Genomic DNA, 25,594 nt, shown 5'->3' with positions numbered 1-25,594 from the left:
TTCGGTGGAACCGATCCCGGCTACCGACCATCTAGGCAGCCATGGCCAGACGCCCGATAGCCCTGACGCTCGTCCTCGCACTGCCGCTCGCCGCCTGCGCCGCGGGGCCGGACTATCGGCCGCGCACCGCGCCCGAGCTCGGCGTGCCCGACGCCTATTCGGTCCCTGCCGACCAGCGCGCCCGCGAAGACCTCACCCGCTGGTGGGAGAAGTTCGACGATCCCCAGCTCGCCTCCTTGGTCCAGCGCGCCCAGGCCGCGAACCTCGACATCGCCCAGGCGATCACGCGGCTGCGCCAGGCGCGCGAATCGCTGATCCAGCAGCGTGCCTCGCTGCTGCCCAGCCTCGGCGTGTCGGGCGGTGCCTCGCGCACCGATTCACTGCGCGGGGGCACCACCACCACGACCCTCCCCGACGGCACCGTCACGTCCTTTTCACAGGGCGGACGGACCAGCTTCTCGATCGGTGGCGACGCCAGCTACCAGGTCGATCTGTTCGGTGGAGTCCGCCGCGGCGTCGAGGCGTCGCGTGCGGCCTATGAATCGTCGGGCTTCGATTATGCCGCGGTCCTGATCTCGATCGAGGCGGAGACCGCGCGCAACTACGTGCTCGCCCGCGCCGCGCAGGCGCAGCTTGCGAATGCGCGCAACTCGCTCGCGCTCCAGCAGGACAATGTCGAGATTGCGCAGTGGCGCGTCCAGGCCGGGCTGGTTTCGACGATCGATCAGGAACAGGCGCGTGCCCAGCGTGCGCAGACCGCGGCGACAATCCCGACGCTTGAAGCCAATTACAACGGATTCGTCTCGCGGCTCGGCGTGCTGACCGGCCAGGCGCCCGGCGCGCTCAAGACCGAGCTCGAAGCGGCCAAGCCGATCCCGCGCGGCCCGGCGCAAGTCGCCGCCGGCATCCCGGCCGAGGCGCTGCGCCAGCGCCCCGACATCCGCGTCGCCGAGCGCAACCTCGCTGCGGCCACCGCACGCATCGGCGTCGCCGAAGCCGCGCTTTATCCTTCGCTGTCGATCGGCGGCAGCATCAACGGCGGCAGCAGCGCGCTCGACTCGATTTTCGACGTCATCACCGGCCGGCTGTTCGCCAATATCGCCCAGACGATCTTCGACGCCGGCCGTAGCCGCAGCCAGGTCCGCTCGGCGCAGGCCGCGGCCGACGGCGCGTTCCTTTCGTACAAGCAAACCGTGCTTGCCGGGCTCGAGGATATCGAGAATGCGATCTTCGCGCTCCAGGCAGCCCAGCGCCGCGAGGCCGAGTTCCGCACCGCGCTCGAAGCGTCGGACAACCAGGCGTTGCTCGCGCGGCTGCAATATCGCTCGGGCCTCACCGATTTCACCACGCTCAACCAGGCCGAGAGCGCATTGCTTTCGGCCCGCAACGGGCTGGTCGGCGCGCAGTCCGATCAGTCGACCGCGCTGATCCAGCTCTACCAGGCGCTCGGCGGCGGCTGGGACAGCAGCGTCACTCCCACGGCCCCCGATCGGGCCCAATCGACCACAGGCGGCACCGCGGATGGCAACTGATCCCAATTCGAACCTCAACGAATTCCTCGGCACGCCCGCGCGGCCGTGGTGGCGGCGTTGGCTCAAATGGATCGTCATCGGCGTGGTCGTGGTGTTGCTCGGGCTGCTCGTCTCGCGCTGCTTCGGCGGTTCGACGGCGACCGAATATGCCACGGACGAGGCCGAGCGCGGCAATCTGACGGTCAGCGTCTCGGCGACCGGCAAGCTGGCGCCGACCAACCAGGTACAGGTCGGCTCCGAACTTTCGGGCCTTGTCGAGACCGTCACCGTCGACGTCAACGATCGCGTCGTAAAGGGCCAGCCGCTCGCGGTGCTCGACGTGTCGCAGCTCGACGACGACATCACCCAGGGCAAGGCCCAGCTCAACGCGCAGCAGGCGCAGGTCGCCCAGGCCCAGGCCACCGTTGCCGAGTCGCAGGCCCAGCTCAATCGGCTTGAGGAAGTCAGCCGGCTCTCGGGTGGACGCGTCCCCGCCAAGGTCGAGATGGAACAGGCGCGTGCCGCCGTCCAGCGCGCCAACGCCGCGCTCAAGGCCGCGCAAGCCAATGTCGTCGCCGCCCGCGCCGCGCTCTCGTCGAACGAGACCCGTCGCTACAAGGCCGTCATCCGCTCGCCGGTCAACGGCGTCGTCCTCGCCCGCCAGATCGACGCCGGCCAGACCGTCGCCGCCTCGTTCAACACGCCGACCCTGTTCGTCATCGCCGAGGATCTGTCGGCGATGGAGCTGCAGGTCGCGATCGACGAGGCCGATGTCGGCTCGGTCAAGGAAGGCCAGCTCGCCAGCTTCACCGTCGACGCGTTCCCCGGCAAGACCTTTCCGGCGACGATCACCCGCGTCGATCTCGGCTCGAACCTGTCGGCGCAGGCGAGTTCGTCGTCGAGCGGGACGACGAGCACGACCACCCAGTCGCAGGTCGTCTCTTATGCTGCGACCCTGAGCGTCGCCAATGCCGACCAGCAACTTCGCCCCGGGATGACCGCGACCGCCGAGATCATCACCAAGGCCAAGCCCAACGTGCTGCTCGTCCCCAATGCGGCGCTGCGCTTCAAGCCGAGCGACCCGGCCCAGGCTGCGAGCGGCGGCCAGGGCGGCATCACCGGCGCGCTCGCCCCGCCGCGCGGACGCCGCGGCAACCAGGCGCAGAAGTCCGCCACCATCGCGCGCGGGGCGGGCCAGACGGTCTATGTCCTCGATGCGGAAAACCAGCCCCAGGCCGTGAAGGTCACGATCGGCGACACCAACGGCACCGTCACCGAGATCACCGGCGGCGATCTCAAGCCCGGCATGAAGGTGGTCACCGGCCAGCTTGCCGCCGGCAGCACCGGACAGCAGCGCCAGGGGGGCGGCCAAAGGCGTCAGGGCGGTGGCCAGGGCGGCGGAGCCGGAGGCCAGCGTGGCGGCCAGTGACGCGCCGATCATCCGCCTGCGCGGTGTCACCAAGGTCTATGGCGAGGGCCCGACGGCGTTCCAGGCGCTGAAGGGCGTGGACCTCGACATCCAGGCGGGCGATTTTGTCGCGGTGATGGGCCCTTCGGGCTCGGGCAAGTCGACGACGATGAACATCCTCGGCTGCCTCGACGTGCCTTCGGGCGGCGAGTTCCAGTTCAAGGGCGTCCATGTCGAGCGCCTCGGCCGTGACGAGCGCGCACTGCTCCGGCGGAAATATCTCGGCTTCGTTTTCCAGGGCTTCAACCTGCTCGCGCGCACCTCGGCGCTCGAAAATGTCGAGCTGCCCCTGCTCTATCGCGGCGATCCCAAGAAGGCGCGGCGCGAGGCGGCGATGGCCGCGCTCGACAAGGTCGGGCTCAAGGAGTGGTGGGACCATACTCCCGCCGAACTTTCCGGCGGCCAGCAGCAGCGCGTGGCGATCGCCCGCGCGATCGTCACCAACCCCGACGTGCTTCTCGCCGACGAGCCCACCGGCAATCTCGATTCGGAGCGCTCGGTCGAGATCATGAAGTTCCTGACCGAGCTCAACCGGACCAGCGGCATCACCGTCCTGATGGTCACGCACGAGCCCGACATGGCCGCCTTCGCGCGGACGATCATCCACTTCAAGGACGGGCTGGTCGAGCGGATCGAGAACCATGCGCAGGGTGAGGTGGTGGCCTGATGTTCGGCACCACCTTCATCCTCGCGATCCGATCGATCTTCCGCCACAAATTGCGTTCGTTCCTGACGACGCTCGGCATCATCATCGGTGTCGCCGCGGTGGTCGCGATGGTCACGCTCGGCAACGCCACGACCAAGGCCGCGCAGCAGCAGGTCGCCAGCCTCGGCACCAACATCCTCCAGGTCCGCCCCGGCCAGGGCTTCGGCCGCGGCGGCGGCGGCCCGCGCCCGCCCGATTTCGAAGAGGGCGATGTCGAGGCGATCGCGCGCCAGGTCGCCGGGGTGACTGCAGTCGCGCCGCAGGCGCAGTCGACCGCGACGGTGATCTACCAGGGCGCGAACTGGTCGACCACGATCAACGGCACCACCGACGATTTCTTCAAGGTCCAGCCCTGGCCCCTGGCCTCCGGCCGTACCTTCACGCGGCTCGAGGAACAGGCCGGCAAGGGCGTGTGCATCATCGGCAACACGATCCGCACCAACCTGTTCCGCGGCGGCGAGGCAGTGGGCGAGCGGATCCGCGTCAACGGCATCTCGTGCGACGTGATCGGCACGCTCAGCACGCGCGGCCAGGGCGGCTTCGGCGATCAGGACGATACGATCATCATGCCGATCAAGCAGGTCCAGCGCCGCTTCACCGGCAATCGCGACATCCGGCTGATGCTGGTCGGCACCGACCCGGCCTATGACGGCGCCCAGGTCCAGGAATCCTTGAAGCAGGTGCTGCGCGAGCGCCGCCGGATCACCGGCGGCAAGGATGACGATTTCAACATCTTCGACACCGCCCAGATCAGCGCGACGCTGACCGGGATCACCACGCTGCTCACCCAGATCGTCACCGCGGTGGCGGGCATCAGTCTGGTCGTCGGCGGCATCGGGATCATGAACATCATGCTGGTGTCGGTCACCGAGCGCACCCGCGAGATCGGCATCCGCCTCGCGATCGGCGCGGTGGCGAGCGAAGTGCTGATGCAGTTCCTGATGGAGGCGGTGGTGCTGTCGTGCCTGGGCGGGCTGGTCGGGCTGCTCGTCGCGCAGGGCGTGGTGCTCGGGCTGGCGCCGCTGATGAAGGTCGAGTTCATGTTCGAGCCGCAGATCAACTTCGTCGCCTTCGCGATCTCGGCGCTGATCGGCGTGGTGTTCGGCTATTTCCCGGCCAGGCGTGCCGCGAGCCTCAACCCGATCGACGCATTGCGGCACGAATAAATCCTTCCCGGGACGGGGAGGATTACTTCCCGTCGCTCTCCAGCCCGTAGAGCTTGCGCAGCTTCTCCAGGTCCGCCCGCGTATCGACATCGACCAACTCCGCCGGGCTCGTCACGACATGGTGCCCGCGCTTGATCAACTGCCGCGCGCCCTCATCGCCCTCGAGGTCGAGCAGATCGTCGAACATGTTCCTGCCGAACAGCGCCGGCGGGCGCGGCTGCACCCCGTCGCTCGACGCGACGATCGTCCCCGCTCCGTCGGCGGCATCGAACATCCGATAGACATGCGCCGCCGTCACCCGCGGCATGTCGGCCAGCGCGACCAGCACCGCCTCTGCGCCCGCTTCCTTCGCGACCGTCACCCCGTGGCACAGCGACCGCGCCTGCCCGAGCGACGGATCGGGATTGGGCTCGACCTGATAGCCCAGCGCACCGAAATCGAGCCCGGTGTTCGAGACCACGGCGATGCGCGTCAGAAACGGCACATTCTCCAGCGCCGTGACGACGTGATAGGCGAGCGGCTTGTCGAGGAACGGCTCGCTCAATTTATCGCCCTCGAACCGGTGCGAATGCCCCGCGGCGAGCAGCACCAGTGCGGTCCGTTCAGGTGTCAGCATGAAAACTCCTCACCATCGCCGCGGCGATCGACAACGCGATCTCGGCCGGGCCGATCGCGCCGATACGCATCCCGGCCGGACCCTCGATACGGCCCAGATCGGTTTCGGCAATCCCCGCCGCGCGCAACCGATCGAGCCGCGCGGCATGGCTCTTGCGCGATCCCAGCGCCGCGACATAGCCGGTGGGGTGCGCCAGCGCGGCGATCAGCGCGGCATCGTCGATCTTGGCATCGTGGCTCAGCGTGACCACCGCGGTCGCCGGATCGGGCTTGAGCGCCGTCACCGCCTCGTCGGGCCAGCGATCGTCGAGCGTCACTCCGGGAAAGCGCTCCTCGGTAAGAAATCGCCCGCGCGGATCGATCACATAGGTGACGATCCCCAGCTCGCGCGCCAGCCCGGCGAGCCGCTGCGCAATCTGCACCGCGCCGACGATCAGCAGCCGCCGCGGCGGATCGTAGCGATTGACGAAATCGCCCTCGCTTCCGGCAATGCTCTGGCCAGTGCCGAGGTCGGTCGCGACATCGAGTGGCGTACCTGCAGCCTGCGCCGCCTCGATCGCGTCGAACAATTCGGGCGGAAATCCCCCGGTCGACACCGGCTGCACCAGCACCGCGATCTGCCCGCCGCACGGCAACCCGACTTCCCAAGCGGCGGCATCGGCGACGCCATAGGTCTTCACCACCGCCGGCGCCCCGGCGATCACCTCGGCGGCGGTGGCAAGGATATCGGTCTCGACGCACCCGCCCGAAACCGATCCCTCGAACCGCCCATCGGCGTGCACCAGCATATGGCTGCCGCGCGGCCGCGGCGCCGAGCCCCAGGTCGACACGACCGTAGCCAGCGCCATCCGCGCGCCGTGCCAATCGCGGGCAGCGGCCAATACCACGTCGTTTTCCGCCAAGCTCCGCCTCGCTACCGTCACAACCACTCGATAACGCCTGGCCCGTGGAAAGTTTCGTGAAAAGATCGTTGGCGCTCGCGGCAATGCTGCTGGCACAGGGCTGCGCACACGTCCAGGAGGCCGGCATGGCAGCAAGACCGATCGTCATCGCGCATCGCGGCGCCAGCGGCGAACGCCCCGAGCATACCTTGCTCGCCTACAGCCTCGCGATCGAGCAAGGCGCCGACTTCATCGAGCCCGATCTGGTCCCGACCAAGGACGGCGAACTCGTCGCGCGGCACGAGAACGAGATCTCGGGCACCACCGACGTCGCCGCGCATCCCGAATTCGCCGCGCGGAAAACGACCAAGACGATCGACGGCGCCAAGGTCACCGGCTGGTTCACCGAGGATTTCACGCTCGCCGAACTCAAGACGCTGCGCGCCAAGGAGCGCCTTCCGCAGCTTCGCCCCGGCAACACCAAATATGACGGTCAGGCCGAGATCCCGACGCTCGAAGAGATCATCGCGCTCGCCAAGGCCGCCAAGCGCCGCGTCGGCATCTATCCCGAAACCAAGCATCCGAGCTATTTCGCCTCGATCGGCCTGCCGCTCGAAGCGACGCTCGTCGCCAAGCTGCGCGAGGCCGGCTGGGACCACGCCGACGCGCCGGTGTTCATCCAGTCGTTCGAAGTCGCCAACCTCAAGAAGCTCAAGGGCATGACGCGCGTGCCGCTCATCCAGCTGATGGCCGCCAGCGGCGCCCCCGCCGATGGCACCGAACCGAGCGATGCCGCGATGGCAACGCCCGAGGGGCTTAAGCGCATCGCCGATTATGCCGCCGGGATCGGCCCCGAACGCGCGATGCTCCCCGACACATCCCTCGTCGCCGACGCCCATGCCGCGGGCTTGAAAGTCCATCCCTGGACCTTCCGCGCCGAGAATTACTTCCTGCTGCCCGCCTATCGCGCCACCGGCGGCCCGGCCGGGCACGGGCGACTTACCGAGGAAATCGCGTATTTTATCGGACTTGGCGTAGACGGCGTGTTCAGCGACTACCCATATGCTGCCGTATCCGCGCGCGCCGCTTCGGTGCCGGCGCCCCAGCCAAGGTAAAGCTCATGCGCAAGTTGCTTCTCCCGATTGTCGCCACGCTGCCCCTGCTTGCCGGCGGCTGCATCGCCAAGACCGCGTGGGACGTCGCCACGCTCCCGGTCAAGGCCGGCAGCCAGGTCGTCGACTGGTCGACCACCAGCCAGGAAGAGGCCGACCGCAACTACGGCAAGAAGATGCGTGAGAAGGAAGCACGCGAGGGCAAGGAGCGCCGCAAGCGCGAGAAGGAATGCCGCAAGAACCCCGACAAATGCGGCCCCTATGACGGCTATCGCGCCGGCGATCCGGACTGACCCAGCACCTGCGCCACCGCGCGCAGCACCTCGGGCTTCATCTGCACCCATAAATGGCTGCTGCTGACTTCGATCGCCCGGCCCTCCGCGCCCTCGGGCTCGCGGCAGATCAACCCGTTGACCAGCCCGTCGCTGCGGCTCCAGATCGACGTCGCGGGCACCGGCAGCGGCTTTGCCGCTTCTTCCAGCCGCGCGCTCACTGCCGGGTCGCCGATCTTCTCGCCAGTCAGCACCTCGAACGGCCGCCAGACATTGGTGCAGGTCGGCGGCCCGGCAAAGGGCGAGCTGATGGTGATGACCTCGCGCACCAGTTCGGGATGCCGGTGCGCCGCGATCCGTGCCATGATCCCGCCGAGCGACACCCCGATCAGCGTCACCTTCTGCCCGGTCTCGGCGTGCAGCGCCGCAATCCGCGCCATCAGCCGCTCGCCATCCTGCCCGATCGCGCGCACGCCCAGATTGCGCCCGAGTTGCCAGCCCTCGGCGCGATAGCCGAGCCGCTGGAGATAGCGCCGCATCACGAAGTTGGACCGGTCCGAATTGACCAGCCCGGGCAGCAGGATCACCGGCCGCCCGTCGCCCTTGGGCACATCGTCGAGCGTCTTCCACTGCGCGATCAGCCGTCCCAGCCCCCAGGCGGCGCGCGGCCATTCGGAAAGCAGCGCCAGCCGCGGCGGCGGGACGCTCGCCGAACTCGGGGTCGCCAGCTTCAAAGCCATCGCATCACTCCAAAAGCGAAGGGCGTCCATGCCCCCATCCGCACACCGGCAGCGCGCAGACCACCCGCGCTCCACTCGTTGCACGTCCCCAACGCACTGTAACCGCCGCGCGCCGCATAAAAGGCGTCGTGCGCGCCATAACCGCGCACCGGCGCGCCCGCGAAGGTGGCGCGGACATAGGCGACCAGCCGCGCATATTCTTGCGGACGCAGCCGCAGCGCCCGCAGCTTGGGCCCCGCTTCCGGCACTGGGCTCGCCGTGACATGGAGCACCGTCTTCCCCGCCCCGGCCAGCGCGCCCAGCACGCGGATCGGGTTAACGTCGCGCCAGCGCGGGGTGTTGAGATAGAAGTCGCGATCGCCCCAGCCGAACATCCGCATCGGCTGCGCCGCCTGGCGCGGATCGGCGAAATGTTCGGCCCGGACCAGATCGGCAAAGTCGCGCGCTGGCAGCACCAGATCGGTATGGATGCCATTGTCGGCGACATAGATCGTCACCCCCTGCGCCGGCGGCGTCCATCCGCGGTTGACCAGGATCGCGCTTCCCACCAGCGCTGCGACGCCATAGCATAGCAGCACGGCGCCCAACCCCAGCAGCGCCCGCACCAAGCCATTTCGTATCATTTGCAACAATGCTATGCCGGTTCCGATGAGCAACGACAGCCACGTACTAGAACGCCCGCCCGAGGGCGCCGCGGCCGACTGGACGATACCCCAGAACTGGCGGGCGTACACCGCGCAGGAACACGCGACCTGGGACACGCTGTTCGAGCGCCAGGCCAGGCTGCTTCCCGGCCGCGCGTCGCAGGCGTTCCTCAGGGGGCTCGACGCGCTAAGGCTCTCCGAATCGGGCATTCCCAATTTCGAGGAACTGTCCGAGCGGCTGATGAAGCTCACCGGCTGGCAGGTCGTCGCGGTGCCCGGGCTCGTCCCCGACGACGTGTTCTTCGATCACATGGCCAATCGCCGCTTCGTCGCGGGCAACTTCATCCGCCGCCCCGACCAGCTCGACTATCTCCAGGAGCCCGACGTCTTTCACGACGTGTTCGGCCATGTGCCGATGCTCGCCGATCCGGTCTTCGCCGACTATCTCGAAGCCTATGGCCGCGGCGGCGTCCGCGCGATGGAGCTGGGTGCATTGAAGCAGCTCGGCCGGCTCTATTGGTACACGGTCGAATTCGGGCTGGTGCGCGAGGCCGAGGGGCTGCGCATCTACGGCGCGGGCATCGTCTCGAGCTCGGCCGAGAGCCGTTTCGCGCTCGACGATCCGAGCCCCAACCGCATCGGCTTCGACTTGAAGCGGGTGATGCGCACCGACTATCGGATCGACGATTTCCAGCAGAATTATTTCGTCATCCCGAGCTTCGACGAACTGCTCCGCGCGACGATCGAGACCGACTTCGCGCCCCTCTACGAAGAGACCCTGCCGCTGGCCGACATCCCGATCGCCGAGATCCTGCCGGACGACGACGTGATCACGCGCGGCACGCAGGAATATGCGCGGTCGAAAAGCTGAAGGCCGCCATCCCGGCGAACGCCGGGATGGCGGGGTATCAAATATCCAGCGCCCACCCGTCGCGTCCCTTGGGATCGGGCGGGGTGCTCGGCACATAGCGAACGGCGCCGGCGGTCAGCCGCAGGATCGTCCAGTCGCCGCGGCGATCGACTTCCTGGAGCGCACATCCACACGCCTCGAACGCCGCGACCACCTGCGCGCGCTGCGTCTCGAGCAGCCCGGCAAGCACGATCGTGGCATCGGCGTCCGCGATCGCCGCCAGCTCGGGTGCCATCGACACCAGCGGTCCGGCGAGGATGTTGGCGATGACGAGGTCATAGGGCGCCTGCGCCGTGATCGCATCGCTCAGCGCGCCGTCGGCGACGATCAGGTCCAGCCCCGCAATGCCATTATCGGCAGCGTTGACCCGCGTCACGTCGATCGCCGCCGGATCGATATCGGTCGCGACGATCTTTGCCTCGGGCCAGAGATGCGCCGCGGCAAACGCCAGCAGTCCCGTCCCCGTCCCCACGTCGATAGCCTTGGCAAAGTCGAGCGCCGCCATCGCGTCGAGCATCCGGAGACATCCCGAGGTGGTCGCATGATGCCCCGTCCCGAACGCGCGCCCGGCATCGATCAGGAACGCGCGGCCCCCCTCGGGCGCATCGACCGGATGCGCGCTGGTATGCACGACGAAGCGCCCCTCGCGGATCGGCTCGAGCCCTTCCTGGCTCATCTTTACCCAGTCCTCGGTGGTCAGCGCCTCGATGACCGGCGCGATCCCTTCCGCGCTCGGCACCAGCGCGCGCAACGCGTCGAGCATCGCCGCGTCGGGTTCCGCCTCCATATAGGCGTCGAGCCGCCAGCGCTCGACATCGTCCTCCACTTCCTCGGTGGTCATCAGCACCGCGTCGAGCGCGAACTCGCCCGCGTCGATCGCCTCGGCCTCCGCGCGCGTGCACGGCAGCGTCACTTTCCAGCTATCGACTTCAACGGACATAGCTGGCCCCGTTGATGTCGAGCACCGCGCCGGTCATCGACGGCGGCGCCTCCAGCGCGCAGAAACGCGCGAGCTTGGCGACTTCCTCGGGATCGGCGACGCGGCCGAGCGGGATATCGGCGAGCAACTTGTCGCCGCCCCGGCTCGCCAGATAGTCCTCGGCCATGCCGGTCATCGTGAAACCCGGGCAGATCGCGAAGGCGAGGATGCCCTGCGCCGCATAGCCGCGCGCGATCGACTTGGTCATGCCGACCATCCCCGCCTTCGACGCGGCATAATGCCAGTGCGCCGGCGAGTCGCCGCGATAGGCGGCGCGGCTGGCGACGTTGACGATCCGCCCCGGCCGCCCCTCGGCCTGCCAGTGGCGCACCGCCAGCCGGCAGAGTTCGGCCGAGGCGGTGAGGTTGACGCGCATCGTCCGCTCCCAGCCCGCGACCCAGTCGTCATGGTCGAGATCGAGCGGGGTCGCTTCGAAGATGCCGGCATTGTTGATCAGCACGTCGAGCCGCCCGTCGAGCGCATCGAGCGCTTGCTGCCACAGGGCCTGCGGTGCGGCGGGATCGGTGAAGTCGGCGGAGAACGCGCCCCGCGTGCTCTGGCCGATCAGGGTGATGCCGTCGCCGCTGAGCGACTGCGCGATCGCCGCGCCGATCCCGCGGCTGGCGCCGGTGAGGAGGATGTTGGTCATGGCGCGGCAGTAGCGACAACGCCTCGGTCCGTCATCCCGGCTTTCGCCGGGATGACGGTCAGGCCGCCACCGAGCTCGAGAAGGTCTCCGCGGCAGCGCGCAGCTGGTTGAGCCGGTCGTCGACTTCGGCGACGTCGTGCTGGAGCGTGTCGATCTCGCTGGTAACGGTCTTGGTATCCTCGCGGATCGCGCCGATCGTCGCCGACATCGAATCGGCGGCGAGCGCGGTCTCGTCGACCGCCGCGGTGATCGCGGTCACGGTCTGCGCCTGGACTTCCATCGCTGTGCGGATGCGGTTGGCGCTTTCCTGGACCTCGTTGACCGTCGAGCGGATCGACGCGTTGGTTTCGACCGTCGATCGGGTCGCCGACTGGATCGAGGCGATCTTGGCGGCGATGTCGTCGGTCGCGCGCGCGGTCTGGCTGGCGAGGCTCTTCACCTCCTGCGCGACCACGGCGAAGCCGCGGCCGGCGTCGCCCGCCCGCGCGGCCTCGATCGTGGCGTTCAAGGCAAGCAGATTGGTCTGCCCTGCGATATCGCGGATCAGGCCAAGGATCGATTCGATCGACTTGGCATGCTCCGAAAGCATCTCGGACATGCCGACCGCGGTGCCCGCCTGGCTCGACGCCCGCGTGGCGATATCCGCCGCCGCCTCGACTTCGGTGCGGGCGTCCTCGATCGCGCGGATCAGCCCCGCCGCGGTCTGCGCCGCCTCGCGCATCGCCACCGCCGACTGTTCGGCCGCCGCGGCGACTTCGCTGGCCTTGCCGAGCATGCCCCGCGCCGAACTCGACGCACCCTGCGCCTGGACGCGGATGCGGTTGCCGAGCGCGGTGGCGCCTTCGATCGATTCGCTGATGCTCGCGCGGAAGCGCGCCGAGCTGTCGCGGCGTTCCTCGCTGACATGCGCGGCGTCGGTCGCGCCGAGATGCCCAGCCATCACATCGGCTTCGGCCATCGCCAGCCGCGCGACGATGTCGCAATAGCGGCCGAGCTGCTCGGCGTCGGTCACCTTCGAGCGCAGCACGCCCATCGTCGCGCTGTGCGCATAGGCGAAGGAAGCGAGCACCGCGGGGAGCGGTATACCCGCCTTGTAGGTCTGGCTGGCATAGCCGCACGCCATTTCCACCCAGGCTTCGGTGAATGCGGCGGTGAACTTGAGGCGGGCATAGCGGGCACCAAGCTGGACCTGCTCTTCGAAGGCGCTGGGCTTCTCGAGGATGCCGCGCATCGGCGCGCTGGCGGGCATGTCGAGGAAATGCGTCCACCAGGCGCGTGCGATCTCTTCGTAATGCCCGTCGAGCAGCTGGCTGATTTCGGCACAAACCGGCGCCATCGCGCCGTCCCAGTCATAGACTTGCCGATGCTCGTCCAGCGAGCGGGTGCCCCCGCTCCACCGTCCAGGTTCGCGCCGTCCCGTCATCTGCGTCTCTCCTAGGCCGCGACTTTCGATACGAAGTCGCTGGCGCTGCCCTTGAGGGTGCCAAGCTGGCCGTCGAGAGCGGCGAAGCCCTGGCCGACCCGGTCGATTTCGGAAGCCACCGTCTCGGTATCCTCGCGGATCGCGCCGATCGTCGCTGACATCGAATCGGCGGCGAGCGCGGTCTCGTCGACCGCCGCGGTGATTGCCGTCACGGTCTGCGCCTGGACTTCCATCGCGGTGCGGATGCGATTGGCGCTTTCCTGCACTTCGCTCACCGTCTCGCGGATCGAGGCGTTGGTCTCGACCGTGCCGCGCGTGGCCGACTGGATTGCCGCGATCTTGGCGGCGATGTCGTCGGTGGCGCGTGCGGTCTGGTTGGCCAGGCTCTTCACTTCCTGCGCGACCACGGCGAAGCCGCGGCCGGCGTCACCGGCGCGCGCAGCCTCGATCGTCGCATTGAGCGCGAGCAGATTGGTCTGCCCGGCAATGTCGCGGATCAGCCCGAGAATCGATTCGATCGACTTGGCGTGCTCCGAGAGCATCTCAGACATGCCGACCGCCGCGCCCGCCTGGCTCGACGCGCGCGTCGCGATATCGGCCGCCGCCTCGACTTCGGTGCGGGCATCCTCGATCGCGCGGATCAGCCCCGCCGCGGTCTGCGCCGCCTCGCGCATCGCCACCGCCGACTGCTCGGCTGCCGCAGCGACTTCGCTTGCCTTGCCGAGCATCCCGCGCGCCGAGGCCGAAGTATGCACGGCCTGGACGCGGAGCTGGTCGCCCTCGCGCGAGGCGTTCTCGACGGTCATTCCGATCGAATCGCGGAATTCGGCGGCGAGCCGGTCGCGCGCGCGTTGCGAGCTGTGCTCGCGATACATGTTGTAGATCTCGACGGTGATGTCGCCTTCGAGCGCCGACAGCCGCATCAGCGTGTCGATCAGCCCGGCGAGCCCGGCATCGTCGCTGCCGATTCGACGCATCAGCACCTGCAGCGCCGCACGATCGCTCGCGCTGATCATCGACAGCAGGGCCATCGGAGGCACGTCGGCCGCATAGGCCGCGGCGACCGAGCGCTCGATCGATTCGATCCAGGCACTGCCTTCGAGGTCGAGGAAGCGGTTCTTGAGGAAGACCACGCCGAGATCGATCATCTTCGCGGTATCGTCGGTCGCCCAGCTGCGCTCGTCGGCAAAGCAGCGCAGCCATTGCTGCCAATAGGCTTCGGAGACCGACCGGATTTCCGGCTCCAGCGCGGCCCAGGCGTCGCGGCTCGAACGCACCAGCGATCCCTCGACGTCGAACACGCGCAGCCGCGCGCGCATGTCGATCCGGGCGCTCATCGTGCCGGCAACCGGCAAATCCTTGGTCGAAGCCACAGTCAACTGGTCCCCTGACGCGGCCGCGATGGAATGCGCCGCCCCTCGCACCCGCTATGCCGCTGGATTGGTTAAGAGGGGGTTAGAGCCCGCGCCGCGGACGTATCCCGACTTGCATCCGTTGCATCGGGGACTAAGGAAGCGGCGACGACCCGAAAGGAATATTCTTGGCCAACGTCCGCAACCCAGCGCGACCGCTCTCGCCGCATCTGTCGATCTGGAAATGGGGCCCCTCGATGGCGGTCTCGATCCTTCACCGTGTCACCGGCTCCGGCATGGCGACCGTGGGGACGATCCTGTTCGTCTGGTGGCTCGCGGCGCTGGCCTCGGGCCCGGCGGCCTATGCCGCGTTCCTCGACCTGTTCACGCTCGAATCGGGCAAGCTCAACATCGCCGGCTACGTCGTCGGGATCGGGCTGACGCTGTCGTTCTTCCAGCACATGGCCTCGGGCGTGCGCCACCTGTTCCTCGACACGGGCGCCAATTTCGAGCTCAAGGCGAACAAGGCCACCGCGCTGTCGACCTTCCTCGTCTCGATCGCGCTGACCGCGGCCTTCTGGGCCTGGATCCTGGAGAAGACCAATGGGTGACGGCACTCCTCTCGGCCGCGTCCGCGGTCTCGGTTCGGCGCACCAGGGCGCAGAGGGCTGGTGGCACCACAAGATCAGCGCGGGATCGAACCTCGTACTGGTCCTCTGGTTCCTGCTCTCGATCGCGCTGCTGCCCGCCTATGACTATGCGACGATCAGCGGCTGGCTTGCCCAGCCCTGGGCGGCAGTGCCGCTGATCCTGCTCGTCGTGAGCACCTTCTATCACTTCCACCACGGCCTCACCGTGGTGATCGAGGATTACCAGCACGACCACAGCCGCTTCGTGCTGCTGCTCCTGCTCAAGTATTTCACGATCGCGACCGCCACGCTGGCGATCTTCTCGATCCTCAAGGTCGCCTTCACTGCCGGAGCCGTCGCCTGATGTCCGCTGCGTACAAGATCATCGACCACACCTACGACACCGTCGTCGTCGGCGCGGGCGGTTCGGGCCTGCGCGCGACGATGGGTTCGGCCGAGGCCGGGCTCAAGACCGCGTGCATCACCAAGGTGTTCCCCACCCGTAGCCACACCGTGGCCGCGCAGGGCGGCATCGCCGCTAGCCTCGGCAACAACTCGCCCGATCACTGGTCGTGGCACATGTTCGATACCGTCAAGGGTTCGGACTGGCTCGGTGACCAGGACGCGATCGAATATATGGTCCGCGAGGCCCCGCAGGCCGTGTACGAGCTCGAACATGCCGGCGTGCCGTTCAGCCGCAACGACAACGGCACGATCTACCAGCGCCCGTTCGGCGGCCACATGCAGAATATGGGCGAAGGCCCCCCCGTGCAGCGCACCTGCGCCGCCGCCGACCGCACCGGCCATGCGATGCTCCACGCGCTCTACCAGCAGAGCCTGAAGTACGACGCCGATTTCTACGTCGAATATTTCGCGCTCGATCTGATCATGGAAGACGGCAAGTGCCGCGGCGTGATCGCGCTGTGCATGGAAGACGGCAGCATCCACCGCTTCCGCAGCCACGCCGTGGTGCTCGCCACAGGCGGCGGCGGGCGCGTCTACCAGTCGGCGACCTCGGCCCACACCTGCACCGGCGACGGCAACGGCATGGCGTTGCGCGCAGGCATCGCGCTGCAGGACATGGAGTTCGTCCAGTTCCACCCGACCGGCATTTACGGCGCCGGCGTGCTGATCACCGAGGGCGCCCGCGGCGAAGGCGGCTACCTCACCAATTCCGAGGGCGAGCGCTTCATGGAGCGCTATGCCCCCTCGGCCAAGGATCTCGCCAGCCGCGACGTCGTCGCGCGCTCGATGGCGATGGAGATCCGCGAGGGCCGCGGCGTCGGCAAGGAGAAGGATCACATCTTCCTTCACCTCAACCATATCGATCCGAAGATCCTCGCCGAGCGCCTGCCCGGCATCACCGAGACCGGCAAGATCTTCGCGGGCGTCGACCTCACGCGCCAGCCGCTGCCCGTGGTCCCGACCGTCCACTATAATATGGGCGGCATCCCGACCAATTATCATGGCGAAGTCGTCCACAATAAGGACGGCAATCCCGACACCGTCATCCCCGGCCTGTTCGCAGTCGGCGAGGCGGCATGCGTCTCGGTCCACGGCGCCAACCGCCTCGGCTCGAACTCGCTGATCGATCTCGTGGTGTTCGGCCGCGCCACCGGCCTGCGCCTCAAGGAAATCGTCAAGCCCGGCACCGCGCACGCGGCGCTGCCGGCGAATTCGGAGGAGTATTCGCTCACCCGTCTCGATCATTTCCGCAACGCCAAGGGCGCGCGCCCGACCGCGGAGATTCGCCGCGACATGCAGAAGACGATGCAGCGCCACTGCGCCGTGTTCCGCGACAGCGCGCTGCTGGCGGAAGGCGTCACGCACATGGACGAAGTCTATAAGGGCTTCGGCGATGTCGGCATTACCGATCGCTCGCTCGTGTGGAACACCGATCTGGTCGAGACGCTCGAACTCGACAATTTGATCGGCCAGGCCGTGGTGACGATCCAGTGCGCCGCCAACCGCAAGGAAAGCCGTGGCGCGCACATGCACGAGGACTTCCCCGACCGGAACGACGCCGAGTGGATGAAGCACACCGTCGCGACGTTCGAAGGCTGGGGCGGCAAGGGCGGCGCGGTATCGATCGATTATCGGCCGGTGCACGACTACACGCTCACCGACGAGATCGAGTATATCAAGCCCAAGAAGCGGGTGTACTAGCGGAAACACCCTGCCCGAGATCGCGCCTTCCCGGCAAGGGTGGCGCTACCGGGCAGGTTCTTCCGCGGGTGTCTTGCGGAACAGCGCCCGGTCCTCGGGGCTGAAGCCGAACTTGATCATCACGAACAGAAAGGTGACCAGGATCGCCGGCATGCCGAGGCTCAGTTCGGCCCATTCATAGCGGTGCGGCAGCGACGTAAACGCCGCGCCGACCAGCCCCGCTGCACCGATCGCGACGAAGAAGGCCGGGCGGATGCTCACCACCGGCGCGCCGAGCAGCCGCCGCAGCATCACCGCCTTGACCACCGATCCGATCGTCACCGCCGTCGCTAGCGCCGCCGCCGGCCCCGCCGCCTGCACCGGCTCGGACCAGCCCTGCGCCCGCGCCACGAAGACGAAGCCGAAGCTCAGCGCGATCTGGAGGAGCAGCACCGCGAGCGAGATCATCAGATTGCGGTGCCGCGCGACATAGATCAGCCCGGTCTCGCAGACTGCCCCGGTCGAGGCGAGCACCTCGGCGACGAGCAGCACGCACATCACCCCGGCGCCGATCACGAATTCGGGCCCGATCAGTCCCATCACACCCTCGGCGGGGATGCCGAAAACGACCAAGCACGCCGCCTGCGCGCTGACGATCCAGAAGCCGACCTGGCGCACCTGCTTGGCGACGGCCTTGCGGTCGTTCTCGGCAAGGCTGTGCGTCACCACGGGGGCGAGGATCGGATCGAAGCTCGATTTCAGCCGCTGCGGAATCGAGGCGACCTGCTGCGCCATGTAATAGATGCCGACCACCCCCGGGCTGAACAGCAGCGCCAGGATGAAGCGATCGACATTGCGCGTCCCCCATTCGATGGCGTCCGCACCGGCCAGCGGCGCGTTGCGGCGGGCGAGCGCGACGATGTCGGCGAAGCGCGGATGCCAGCCGCGCGGCATGCCATATTCGCGCACGAACGGCACCACCGACGCAGCCAGCGCGGCGAGCATCGACAGCACATAGGCGTACATCAGCCCATCGCGCGTCGAGACATAGGAGAAGCCCCATGCCGCGATGCTGATCGTCCACGGCTCGACGACCGCGCGCGCGGTCACCGACGCCCCGATATTGTGGCGATAGGCGAGTGCGGCCAGCGTCACGTCGGAGATCGCCACCGCGAACACCACCAGGGGCAGCAGCCGCTCGAGCCCCATCACCGGGCTGTTGGGATACATGACCTGCGGAAACGCGATCAGCACCGCGCTGGCGATCGCCGAGGCGCCGCACGCCACCAGTACCGCGTCCCACACGACATGCGCGTGCGGCCGGTCGGTGGCGGCCAGCGCCTGCGCCAGCCCGCGCTTGAGCCCCAGCGTCGCGAGCAGCGCGGCGACTTCGATCACCAGGACCGCGATCGCATAGCGCCCGACGATATCCGGCCCATAAGCCCGCCCGGCGATGAACAGGAACGGCAGCCGCGCGGCGAGCCGCAGCAGGAAGCCCAGGATGTTGGTCCGCCCGCCCTTGGCGAGGGCGTTGATGTCGTCGGCCGCCGGTGCGGCGGGCTCGCTCAATGCGCCGCGCCCCAGCTCGGGCCTACCCCGATCTCGACACCGAGCGGGACGGTGAGCTTGATCGCGGGCTCGGCCGCCGTCGCCATCACGCGTTCGATTACCCCGCGCGCCTTCTCCACATCGGCTTCGGGCAGTTCGAACACCAATTCGTCATGCACCTGCATCAGCATCCGCACCTTGGGCAGCCCTGCGTCGAGCAGCGCCGGTCCCATCCGCGCCATCGCGCGCTTGATGATGTCGGCGCTGGTGCCCTGGATCGGCGCGTTGATCGCCGCACGCTCGGCGCCCTGGCGCTCGTGCTGGACGCTCGACTTGATCCGCGGGAAGTGCGTCTTCCGGCCGAACAAGGTGGTCGTATAGCCCCGCGCGCGCACTTCCTCGGTCGTCGAGACGATATAGTTGTTGATGCCCGGGAAGCGCTCGAAATAGCGGTTGATCATGTCCTGCGCTTCGTCGGGCGTCACGTCGAGCCGGCCGGCTAGGCCCCAGCGCGAGATGCCGTAGAGGATGGCGAAGTTGATCGTCTTCGCCCGCCCGCGCGTGTCGCGATTGACTTCGCCGAACAGCTCCATCGCAGTCATGGAGTGGATGTCGTCGCCATTCTCGAACGCGGTGCGCAGCGCCGGCACGTCGGCGATGTGCGCGGCGAGGCGCAGCTCGATCTGCGAATAGTCGGCGGCGAGGATCACGTTGCCCGGCTCGGCGACGAACGCGTCGCGGATCTGGCGGCCGACTTCGGTGCGGATCGGGATGTTCTGGAGGTTGGGGTCGGTCGACGACAGCCTCCCGGTCTGCGCGCCGGTCAGTGAGTAACTCGTGTGGACGCGGCCCGTCTCGGGATTGATCTGCGCCTGGAGCGCGTCGGTATAGGTAGACTTCAGCTTCGAAAGCTGGCGCCAGTCGAGCACCTTGACCACCATCTCGCGGCCGGGAGAATCCTTGTCCGCCGCGATCCGCTCGAGTTCGTTGACGTCGGTCGAATAGACTCCCGACTTGCCCTTGCGCCCGCCCTTGATCCCCATCTTGTCGAACAGCACGTCGCCCAGTTGCTTGGGGCTGCCGATGGTGAACTTGAACCCGGCAATCGCGTGGATTTCCTCCTCGAGCGTCGCCATCTGCCTGGAGAATTCGTCCGAGAGCCGCGCGAGCGTCGCGGCGTCGACCTTGACGCCTTCGCGCTCCATGCCAGCGATCACCGATACCAGCGCCCGGTCGACCATCTCGTAGACGCGCGTGACGCTCTCATAGGCCAGCCGCGGCTTGAGGCGCTGCCACAGCCGCAGCGTGACGTCGGCGTCCTCGGCGGCGTAGCGAGTCGCCGCCTTGAGATCGACTTCGCGGAAGCTCAATTGCTTCTTGCCGGTGCCGACCACGTCCTTGAACGCGATGCAGCTGTGCGTGAGGTGCGTCGCCGCGAGCTCGTCCATGCCGTGGCCGTGCAGCCCCGCATCGAGATCGAAGCTCATCACGATCGTGTCGTCATACGGCGCGACGTCGATCCCGCGCTGGCGCAGCACGATCAAATCGTATTTGAGGTTGTGCCCGATCTTGAGGACCGCCGGGTCTTCGAGCAGGACTTTCAGCTTGGCCAGCACCAGCGGCTTGTCGAGCTGGACCGGCTTCTCGGCGAACATGTCGCTGCCGCCATGGGTGAGCGGGATATAGCACGCCCTGTTGGGGGCCAGCGCCATCGAGACACCGCACAGCCCGGCGCGCATCGCGTCGAGCTCGCTCGTCTCGGTATCGATCGCCACCCAGCCCTGGTGCGTCGCTTGCGTGATCCAGCGGTCGAGATCGGCCTCGGTGACCACCGTCTCATAGGCGTCGTGATCGCAGGGCGGATCCTCGGGCAGGCCGGGCGTCTCGTGCTTCTCGACCGGCGCATCGGCGACCGCCGAGAGCCGGTTGAGCAAGGTGCGGAAGCCGTGATGCTCGAGGAACGCCCGCAGCGGCGCGTCGGGAATGCCCTTCAACTCGAGCTCGTCGAGCGGATCGGGCAACGGCACGTCGCAGGCGAGCTCGACCAGTTTTCGCGACAGCCGCGCCATCTCGGCATGCTCGATCAGATTGTCGCGCATCTTCGACGGCTTCATGTCGGGCGCCGCTGCCAGCACGCCTTCGACATCGCCATATTCGAGGATCAGCTTCGCCGCGGTCTTGGGCCCGATCCCCTTCACGCCCGGCACATTGTCGACGCTGTCGCCCATCAGCGCGAGCACTTCGCCGAGCTTCTCGGGGCCGACGCCGAACTTCTCCTCGGTGTCCTTGGGCCCGAGCCGGCGGTTGTTCATCGTATCGAGCATGTCGACCGACGGATCGGTCATCAGCTGCATCAGGTCCTTGTCCGAGCTGACGATCGTCACCGACCAGCCCTGCGCCAGCGCCGCCTTGGTGTAGCTCGCGATCAGGTCGTCGGCTTCCCAGCCCGCCTCCTCGATGCACGGCAGGCTGAATGCGCGCGTCGCGTCGCGGATCATCGGGAACTGGGGGACCAGGTCCTCGGGCGCGGGCGGACGGTGCGCCTTGTACTGGTCGTACATCTCGTTGCGGAAGGTGTGCTCGCTCTTGTCGAGGATCACCGCCATGTGAGTCGGGCCGTCGGCCTTGTTGAGCTCGTCGACGAGCTTCCACAGCATCGTCGTATAGCCATAGACCGCGCCGACCGGCTCGCCATGCTTGTTGGTTAGCGGCGGCAGCCGGTGATAGGCGCGAAAGATATAGCCGGAGCCGTCGACGAGATAGAGATGGGGCATCGGCGCGGGGATAGCCGAGCCGGAAGGCCGGGCAAAGCCTTCGTTAACGCATGCGCCCTGCAACTCGCCGCCGCCCTACGCTGCTTGCGTTCGAACTTGGCTTTGCCCTGGCGCTGGCCTAAGGGCGCGCTCGTGGGGCGGCCAGCCGCTCCGCAAGATCGCGCCGGTGCCCCGACAAGGGGCTTAATCGGGAATGCGGTGCGGACCTCCAGGTCCAACTCCGCGGCTGTCCCTGCAACTGTAAGCGGCGAGCGCGATGCACTGGCTCCCTTCGAGGGAGCGGCCACTGGGCGACAAGCCCGGGAAGGCGTGCATCAAGCCCCGACCCGCGAGCCAGGAGACCTGCCGGCGCACTGGTCGCTCTTGCCTTGGTCCAGGGGATGGTCACGGCACGGTACTCCGTCTGAGCGACGACCAAGCGGCCGGGGCCGCTTCGGTGCGCGCGTCAGGCGTCCAAGCGCCCGCCCGACGCGTCACCGGCCGTACGCGGCAGGACCCGGCAGTCGTTGCGGCGCCGGGGGAATACCATGTTGAAGACCTTCGTTTCGATTCTCGCGATCGCCGCGGCCACGCCCGCGCTCGCCCAAACAGACGCCGGGCCGCAGGACGAGATCCTCGTCACGGCATCGCGCTCGGGCGAAGGCGTGCCGCTCAGCGCGCTCGCCGCCTCGGCCACCGTGCTCGACCCTGCCGCGCTCGAGCTGCGCCAGACGCGCATCGTTTCGGACATTCTGCGTGACGTCCCCGGGCTGTCGGTCAGCCGCATCGGCGGCATCGGCGGGCAGACCCAGGTTCGCGTCCGCGGCAGCGAGAGCAACCACGTCCTCGTCCTGATCGACGGCATCGAGGCTGCCGACCCCTATTATGGCGAATATGATTTCGGCACGCTGATCGCCGATCCCGCCGCGCGAGTCGAAGTGCTGCGCGGGCAGCAATCGTCGCTCTACGGATCCGACGCGATCGGCGGCGTGATCAACTACATCACCCTCTCGGGCGCCGAGGCACCGGGAATCAGCGCCCGCGCCGAGGGCGGATCGTTCGGCACCTATAGCGGCGCGGCGCGCGCTGCCGGCACCTCGGGCAGCTTCGACTATGCGCTGTCGGGCTCCTATTACCACACCGACGGCACCCCCACCGCGCGTGGCGGCAGCCGTAACATCGGATCGGACAGCGTGGGTGCCAGCGCCAAGCTCAATTGGGCGCCCTCCGCCAATTTCAAGCTGACCGGCGTCGCGCGCTACAGCCACACCGATGCCGACACCAACAACAGCGAGAGCGATCCGACGAGCCCGTTGTTCGGCTACACCGTCGACAGCCCCGGCGTGCGCTTCACCAACGAGGCATTCTATGGCCTGCTTCGCGCCGAACTGAGCGCGCTCGACGGCCGCTGGACCAACGCCGTCTCCGGCCAGATCGCCGACACCACCCGGAAGGGCTTCACTGCCACCGGATCGGACTATGGCGACAAGGGCCAGCGCTACAAGGGATCGTTCGTGTCGAGCCTGCGGCTGGGCACCGACACGATCGTCCACCGGCTGACCGGCGCCCTCGATTGGGAGCGCGAGCAGTTCCGCAACACTGCCCCCTCCACCGGCTCGCCGTTCGACGCGTTCACCGGCACGCGCAGCACCGACAATCTCGGGCTGGTCGGCCAGTATGAGCTGACGGTCGCGGGGCTCTCGCTCGGCGGCTCGGTGCGCTACGACGACAACAACCGCTTCGACGACACCACCACCTGGCGCGTCCAGGGCAGCTATCGCCTGCCCACCGGCACGCGGGTGCGCGCCGCCTACGGCACCGGCGTCAAGAATCCGGGCTATTACGAGCTGTTCGGCTATTCGGACGGGACCTATATCGGCAACCCGAACCTCAAGCCGGAAAAGTCGGAGGGCTGGGAAGCCGGGCTCGAGCAGAGCTTCGCCGATGGCCGCGCGACGATCGGCGCGACCTACTTCGATTCCAGGCTGACCGACGAGATCTACACCAGCTATCCCGCGCCCGATTTCGTCGCGACCCCGGCCAACCGCACCACCAGGTCGAAGCAGCACGGCGTCGAAGCCTTTGCCAGCGTCCGGCCGATCCCGCAGATCCGGCTCGACGCGGCCTATACCTGGCTCGACGCGCAGGAGAACGGCGTCGAGGAAGTGCGCCGCCCCAAGCATGTCGCCAGCTTCAACGCGAGCGTGTTCAGCACCGACGAGCGCTTCTCGACCACGCTCACCGTCCGCTACAACGGCCGCACCAACGACGTCGCCTATATCGATCCCAGCTTCGTGCCCGTGACCGTGTCGATGCAGGAATTCGTGCTGGTCAATCTCGCCGCGGACTACCGCATCACCGAGCGCGTCTCGCTGTTCGGCCGCGTCGAGAACCTCTTGAACGAGGAGTATGAGGAAGTGTTCAGCTTCGCGACGCCGGGCCGCGGGGCCTATGGCGGCGTGCGCGTGCGCTTCTGATGCGCAGCGAGGCCGAACACACCGCCCGGATGAAGAAGGTCCAGGCGGCGCAGGCGAAGAAGCTCGCCACCAAGACGATCGAGAAGGGGCTGGTGATCGTCCACACCGGCCCCGGCAAGGGCAAGACTTCGGCCGCGCTCGGCATGGTCGTGCGCGCGATCGGCCACGGGATGAAGGTCGGCGTCGTCCAGTTCGTCAAGGGCGCGATGGCGACCGGCGAGAAGGCGGTGTTCGATCGCTTTCCCGAGTTCGTCGAGTTCAAGCCGATGGGCGAAGGCTTCACCTGGGATACCCAGGACCGCGCCCGCGACATCGCGGTCGCGCGCGAGGCCTGGGACGAGGTCAAGCGGATGATCGCCGATCCGAGCTACCGGATGGTGGTGGCCGACGAGCTCAACATCGTCCTGCGCTACGACTATCTGCCGCTCGACGAAGTGCTGGAGGCGCTCGCCGCCAAGCCCGAGCTGACCCACGTCATCGTCACCGGCCGCAACGCCCCCCAGGCGCTGATCGACGCCGCCGACCTCGTCACCGAAATGGCGCAGGTAAAGCACCCCTTCCGCGAGCAGAACGTCAAGGCACAGGCGGGGATCGAGTTTTGAGCCGGGGCGCCCAACCAAATCCTCCCCCGGAGGGGGAGGGGGACCACGCGAAGCGTGGTGGAGGGGTATTCTCCGCGAGCGCCGTCGCCCGTGGAGAGCTACCCCTCCGTCAGCCCTACGGTCTGCCACCTCCCCTTCCAGGGGAGGATTTGGGGGCGAAACTACCGCCCCGTGGCGATCTGGGCCGCCATCCCCTGCGCCGCCTGTACATAGGCCGGGCTCCCGCACACCGTCCAAGCCTGCGGGATGCTGATCCGCGGAATCCCCGCCAGCGCGGGGTGGTGGAGCATTTCGGTGCCCTGGTCGCGGACCGTATCGGTCGCGCTCTCGACGATCAGGTAATCGGGCTGCGCGGCGACCATTTCCTCGAGGCTCATCTGCGAGAGCGGCGGCTTGCCGAGCTTGCCCGCCAAATTGACCAGCCCGACGCGCTGCATCAGCGCGTCGATCAGCGTGCCGGTCCCGGTCATGAACCCGCGCCGCTGGTAATAGGCCGCGACCCTGCCGCCGCCGGGCTTGCCGACCTTCGCGAGATCGGCCTGCATCCTCGCGATCAGCGCCTCGCCGCGCTCGGGATGGCCGACCGCGACGGCGGTCTGGCGGATCGAGGTATAGATTGCCTCGATCGTGTCGGCGGTCTCCAGGTCGAGGATCGCGAAATCCTTGTCCCCCAGCGCACGCAGCGCCGCGCTGCGCCGCGCGGGCATGCCGATCACCAGGTCGGGATCCATGTCGAGAAGCTGCTCGGCCGAATTGCGCAGGATCGGCAGCCCGCGTGCCTTGGCCGCCTCGCCCGACATTTCGGGATCGGCGGCGTTGCGCGTCAGCCCGGCGATCTGGTCGCGATCGGCAAGCGCAAGCACGAGCTGGTCGGCGCACAAATTGATCGACACGATCCGCTTGGGCTTGGCGGGTGCCGCCGCCGGAACGGCGTTGTTCGCCCACAAGGCCGCGCCGCCCAATGCGGCGAGCGGCAGCGCCAACAGCCAGTATCGATTTCGAACCATGCCGG

General features: G+C 67.9%; 23 protein-coding genes and 1 riboswitch. Of the genes, 12 read left to right on the top strand and 11 right to left on the bottom strand.

The window, feature by feature from the left end; all coding sequences use genetic code 11:
* Window positions 1–41: 41 nt before the first annotated feature.
* From RZN05_RS18430 to RZN05_RS18415, 4 genes are read left to right on the top strand one after another with little or no spacing between them, the layout of a single operon-like run.
* Window positions 42–1,532: an efflux transporter outer membrane subunit gene (locus tag RZN05_RS18430; protein ID WP_317228143.1), complete on the top strand. Its 1,491-nt coding sequence runs from the start codon at window positions 42–44 to the stop codon at window positions 1,530–1,532.
* The gene (locus tag RZN05_RS18425) at window positions 1,522–2,940 is read left to right on the top strand and encodes an efflux RND transporter periplasmic adaptor subunit (RefSeq protein WP_317228142.1); all 1,419 of its coding nucleotides are present in this window, start codon (window positions 1,522–1,524) and stop codon (window positions 2,938–2,940) included. Before RZN05_RS18430 ends, RZN05_RS18425 begins: the two co-directional genes overlap by 11 nt.
* On the top strand, window positions 2,927–3,646 hold the full coding sequence (locus tag RZN05_RS18420) for an ABC transporter ATP-binding protein (protein WP_317228141.1): 720 nt from the start codon (window positions 2,927–2,929) through the stop codon (window positions 3,644–3,646). Before RZN05_RS18425 ends, RZN05_RS18420 begins: the two co-directional genes overlap by 14 nt.
* A complete protein-coding gene (locus RZN05_RS18415; protein ID WP_317228140.1) occupies window positions 3,646–4,851 on the top strand; it encodes an ABC transporter permease in 1,206 nt (401 codons plus the stop codon). The genes RZN05_RS18420 and RZN05_RS18415 overlap by 1 nt, the downstream gene beginning before the upstream one ends.
* Before the next feature lie 22 nt (window positions 4,852–4,873).
* Here the strand turns inward: RZN05_RS18415 and RZN05_RS18410 are convergent, their stop codons facing one another.
* Entirely contained in the window at window positions 4,874–5,467 is a 594-nt protein-coding gene (locus tag RZN05_RS18410) for a nucleotidyltransferase family protein (protein ID WP_317228139.1), read from the bottom strand.
* Window positions 5,454–6,368 (bottom strand): XdhC family protein, encoded by a 915-nt coding sequence (locus RZN05_RS18405; RefSeq protein WP_317228138.1) that lies wholly within the window; start codon window positions 6,366–6,368, stop codon window positions 5,454–5,456. The genes RZN05_RS18410 and RZN05_RS18405 overlap by 14 nt, the downstream gene beginning before the upstream one ends.
* Window positions 6,369–6,493: 125 nt before the next feature.
* On the opposite strand from RZN05_RS18405, the gene RZN05_RS18400 reads away from it, so the two are divergent.
* Entirely contained in the window at window positions 6,494–7,462 is a 969-nt protein-coding gene (locus RZN05_RS18400) for a glycerophosphodiester phosphodiesterase (RefSeq protein ID WP_317228137.1), read from the top strand.
* 5 nt (window positions 7,463–7,467) lie between these two features.
* Window positions 7,468–7,752: a hypothetical protein gene (locus RZN05_RS18395; RefSeq protein WP_317228136.1), complete on the top strand. Its 285-nt coding sequence runs from the start codon at window positions 7,468–7,470 to the stop codon at window positions 7,750–7,752.
* Here RZN05_RS18395 and RZN05_RS18390 read toward each other — a convergent pair.
* Both RZN05_RS18390 and RZN05_RS18385 read right to left on the bottom strand, forming a co-directional pair.
* Window positions 7,728–8,471, bottom strand: a complete 744-nt coding sequence (locus tag RZN05_RS18390) for an esterase/lipase family protein (protein ID WP_317228135.1) — start codon at window positions 8,469–8,471, stop codon at window positions 7,728–7,730. The two genes, RZN05_RS18395 and RZN05_RS18390, sit on opposite strands and share 25 nt — an antisense overlap.
* Complete coding sequence (locus tag RZN05_RS18385) at window positions 8,462–9,076, bottom strand: TIGR02117 family protein (RefSeq protein WP_317228134.1); 615 nt, start codon at window positions 9,074–9,076, stop codon at window positions 8,462–8,464. Before RZN05_RS18385 ends, RZN05_RS18390 begins: the two co-directional genes overlap by 10 nt.
* A gap of 43 nt (window positions 9,077–9,119) precedes the next feature.
* Between RZN05_RS18385 and phhA the strand changes: the two genes are divergently transcribed.
* The gene (gene phhA / locus RZN05_RS18380; RefSeq protein ID WP_317228133.1) at window positions 9,120–9,986 is read left to right on the top strand and encodes a phenylalanine 4-monooxygenase; all 867 of its coding nucleotides are present in this window, start codon (window positions 9,120–9,122) and stop codon (window positions 9,984–9,986) included.
* A 37-nt stretch (window positions 9,987–10,023) separates the two neighbouring features.
* On the opposite strand, the gene RZN05_RS18375 is transcribed toward phhA, so the two are convergent.
* Genes RZN05_RS18375 through RZN05_RS18360 form a run of 4 tightly spaced genes read right to left on the bottom strand, consistent with a single transcriptional unit; the run spans window position 10,024 to window position 14,413 of the window.
* Window positions 10,024–10,965, bottom strand: coding sequence for a 50S ribosomal protein L11 methyltransferase (locus tag RZN05_RS18375; RefSeq protein ID WP_317228132.1), 942 nt, complete (start codon window positions 10,963–10,965; stop codon window positions 10,024–10,026).
* On the bottom strand, window positions 10,955–11,653 hold the full coding sequence (locus tag RZN05_RS18370) for an SDR family NAD(P)-dependent oxidoreductase (RefSeq protein WP_317228131.1): 699 nt from the start codon (window positions 11,651–11,653) through the stop codon (window positions 10,955–10,957). The genes RZN05_RS18375 and RZN05_RS18370 overlap by 11 nt, the downstream gene beginning before the upstream one ends.
* A 58-nt stretch (window positions 11,654–11,711) precedes the next feature.
* Window positions 11,712–13,076 (bottom strand): methyl-accepting chemotaxis protein, encoded by a 1,365-nt coding sequence (locus RZN05_RS18365; RefSeq protein ID WP_394804837.1) that lies wholly within the window; start codon window positions 13,074–13,076, stop codon window positions 11,712–11,714.
* Window positions 13,077–13,087: 11 nt separating this feature from the next.
* Window positions 13,088–14,413, bottom strand: a complete 1,326-nt coding sequence (locus RZN05_RS18360; protein WP_317228566.1) for a methyl-accepting chemotaxis protein — start codon at window positions 14,411–14,413, stop codon at window positions 13,088–13,090.
* Between the two features lie 203 nt (window positions 14,414–14,616).
* On the opposite strand from RZN05_RS18360, the gene sdhC reads away from it, so the two are divergent.
* From sdhC to sdhA, 3 genes are read left to right on the top strand one after another with little or no spacing between them, the layout of a single operon-like run.
* Window positions 14,617–15,039, top strand: a complete 423-nt coding sequence (sdhC, locus tag RZN05_RS18355; RefSeq protein WP_317228130.1) for a succinate dehydrogenase, cytochrome b556 subunit — start codon at window positions 14,617–14,619, stop codon at window positions 15,037–15,039.
* Complete coding sequence (sdhD, locus tag RZN05_RS18350; RefSeq protein ID WP_317228129.1) at window positions 15,032–15,421, top strand: succinate dehydrogenase, hydrophobic membrane anchor protein; 390 nt, start codon at window positions 15,032–15,034, stop codon at window positions 15,419–15,421. Before sdhC ends, sdhD begins: the two co-directional genes overlap by 8 nt.
* Window positions 15,421–17,223 carry a succinate dehydrogenase flavoprotein subunit gene (sdhA, locus tag RZN05_RS18345; protein ID WP_317228128.1) on the top strand — a complete coding sequence of 601 codons (1,803 nt, stop codon included), beginning with the start codon at window positions 15,421–15,423 and terminating at the stop codon, window positions 17,221–17,223. The genes sdhD and sdhA overlap by 1 nt, the downstream gene beginning before the upstream one ends.
* Before the next feature lie 45 nt (window positions 17,224–17,268).
* Here the strand turns inward: sdhA and RZN05_RS18340 are convergent, their stop codons facing one another.
* On the bottom strand, window positions 17,269–18,771 hold the full coding sequence (locus RZN05_RS18340) for a lipopolysaccharide biosynthesis protein (RefSeq protein ID WP_317228127.1): 1,503 nt from the start codon (window positions 18,769–18,771) through the stop codon (window positions 17,269–17,271).
* Window positions 18,768–21,524 (bottom strand): DNA polymerase I, encoded by a 2,757-nt coding sequence (gene polA, locus RZN05_RS18335; RefSeq protein ID WP_317228126.1) that lies wholly within the window; start codon window positions 21,522–21,524, stop codon window positions 18,768–18,770. The genes RZN05_RS18340 and polA overlap by 4 nt, the downstream gene beginning before the upstream one ends.
* A 147-nt stretch (window positions 21,525–21,671) precedes the next feature.
* Window positions 21,672–21,888: riboswitch (cobalamin riboswitch) on the top strand.
* Window positions 21,889–22,051: 163 nt separating this feature from the next.
* On the opposite strand from polA, the gene RZN05_RS18330 reads away from it, so the two are divergent.
* Together RZN05_RS18330 and cobO are read left to right on the top strand one after the other, a co-directional pair.
* Entirely contained in the window at window positions 22,052–23,980 is a 1,929-nt protein-coding gene (locus tag RZN05_RS18330; protein WP_317228125.1) for a TonB-dependent receptor plug domain-containing protein, read from the top strand.
* Window positions 23,980–24,582, top strand: coding sequence for a cob(I)yrinic acid a,c-diamide adenosyltransferase (cobO, locus tag RZN05_RS18325; protein ID WP_317228124.1), 603 nt, complete (start codon window positions 23,980–23,982; stop codon window positions 24,580–24,582). The genes RZN05_RS18330 and cobO overlap by 1 nt, the downstream gene beginning before the upstream one ends.
* 161 nt (window positions 24,583–24,743) lie before the next feature.
* Here cobO and RZN05_RS18320 read toward each other — a convergent pair whose 3' ends face one another.
* Window positions 24,744–25,589 carry an ABC transporter substrate-binding protein gene (locus RZN05_RS18320; protein WP_317228123.1) on the bottom strand — a complete coding sequence of 282 codons (846 nt, stop codon included), beginning with the start codon at window positions 25,587–25,589 and terminating at the stop codon, window positions 24,744–24,746.
* Between the last annotated feature and the right edge of the window lie 5 nt (window positions 25,590–25,594).

It is taken from the genome of Sphingomonas sp. HF-S4, assembly GCF_032911445.1.
Taxonomy (GTDB): domain Bacteria; phylum Pseudomonadota; class Alphaproteobacteria; order Sphingomonadales; family Sphingomonadaceae; genus Sphingomonas; species Sphingomonas agrestis.
The sequence above is the reverse complement of the archived record's forward strand: the minus strand, read 5'-3'. Positions and strand labels throughout refer to the sequence as shown.

What these genes read in the sequence shown, in the direction of transcription:
- polA (WP_317228126.1), bottom strand. Translation starts at nt 21,524, where the DNA reads ATGCCCCATCTCTATCTCGTCGACGGCTCCGGCTATATCTTTCGCGCC.
- RZN05_RS18370 (WP_317228131.1), bottom strand. Translation starts at nt 11,653, where the DNA reads ATGACCAACATCCTCCTCACCGGCGCCAGCCGCGGGATCGGCGCGGCG.
- RZN05_RS18330 (WP_317228125.1), top strand. Translation starts at nt 22,052, where the DNA reads ATGTTGAAGACCTTCGTTTCGATTCTCGCGATCGCCGCGGCCACGCCC.
- RZN05_RS18365 (WP_394804837.1), bottom strand. Translation starts at nt 13,076, where the DNA reads ATGACGGGACGGCGCGAACCTGGACGGTGGAGCGGGGGCACCCGCTCG.
- RZN05_RS18375 (WP_317228132.1), bottom strand. Translation starts at nt 10,965, where the DNA reads ATGTCCGTTGAAGTCGATAGCTGGAAAGTGACGCTGCCGTGCACGCGC.
- sdhD (WP_317228129.1), top strand. Translation starts at nt 15,032, where the DNA reads ATGGGTGACGGCACTCCTCTCGGCCGCGTCCGCGGTCTCGGTTCGGCG.
- RZN05_RS18415 (WP_317228140.1), top strand. Translation starts at nt 3,646, where the DNA reads ATGTTCGGCACCACCTTCATCCTCGCGATCCGATCGATCTTCCGCCAC.
- RZN05_RS18320 (WP_317228123.1), bottom strand. Translation starts at nt 25,589, where the DNA reads ATGGTTCGAAATCGATACTGGCTGTTGGCGCTGCCGCTCGCCGCATTG.
- phhA (WP_317228133.1), top strand. Translation starts at nt 9,120, where the DNA reads ATGAGCAACGACAGCCACGTACTAGAACGCCCGCCCGAGGGCGCCGCG.
- RZN05_RS18430 (WP_317228143.1), top strand. Translation starts at nt 42, where the DNA reads ATGGCCAGACGCCCGATAGCCCTGACGCTCGTCCTCGCACTGCCGCTC.
- RZN05_RS18395 (WP_317228136.1), top strand. Translation starts at nt 7,468, where the DNA reads ATGCGCAAGTTGCTTCTCCCGATTGTCGCCACGCTGCCCCTGCTTGCC.
- RZN05_RS18425 (WP_317228142.1), top strand. Translation starts at nt 1,522, where the DNA reads ATGGCAACTGATCCCAATTCGAACCTCAACGAATTCCTCGGCACGCCC.
- sdhA (WP_317228128.1), top strand. Translation starts at nt 15,421, where the DNA reads ATGTCCGCTGCGTACAAGATCATCGACCACACCTACGACACCGTCGTC.
- RZN05_RS18390 (WP_317228135.1), bottom strand. Translation starts at nt 8,471, where the DNA reads ATGGCTTTGAAGCTGGCGACCCCGAGTTCGGCGAGCGTCCCGCCGCCG.
- RZN05_RS18400 (WP_317228137.1), top strand. Translation starts at nt 6,494, where the DNA reads ATGGCAGCAAGACCGATCGTCATCGCGCATCGCGGCGCCAGCGGCGAA.
- cobO (WP_317228124.1), top strand. Translation starts at nt 23,980, where the DNA reads ATGCGCAGCGAGGCCGAACACACCGCCCGGATGAAGAAGGTCCAGGCG.
- RZN05_RS18410 (WP_317228139.1), bottom strand. Translation starts at nt 5,467, where the DNA reads ATGCTGACACCTGAACGGACCGCACTGGTGCTGCTCGCCGCGGGGCAT.
- RZN05_RS18360 (WP_317228566.1), bottom strand. Translation starts at nt 14,413, where the DNA reads ATGAGCGCCCGGATCGACATGCGCGCGCGGCTGCGCGTGTTCGACGTC.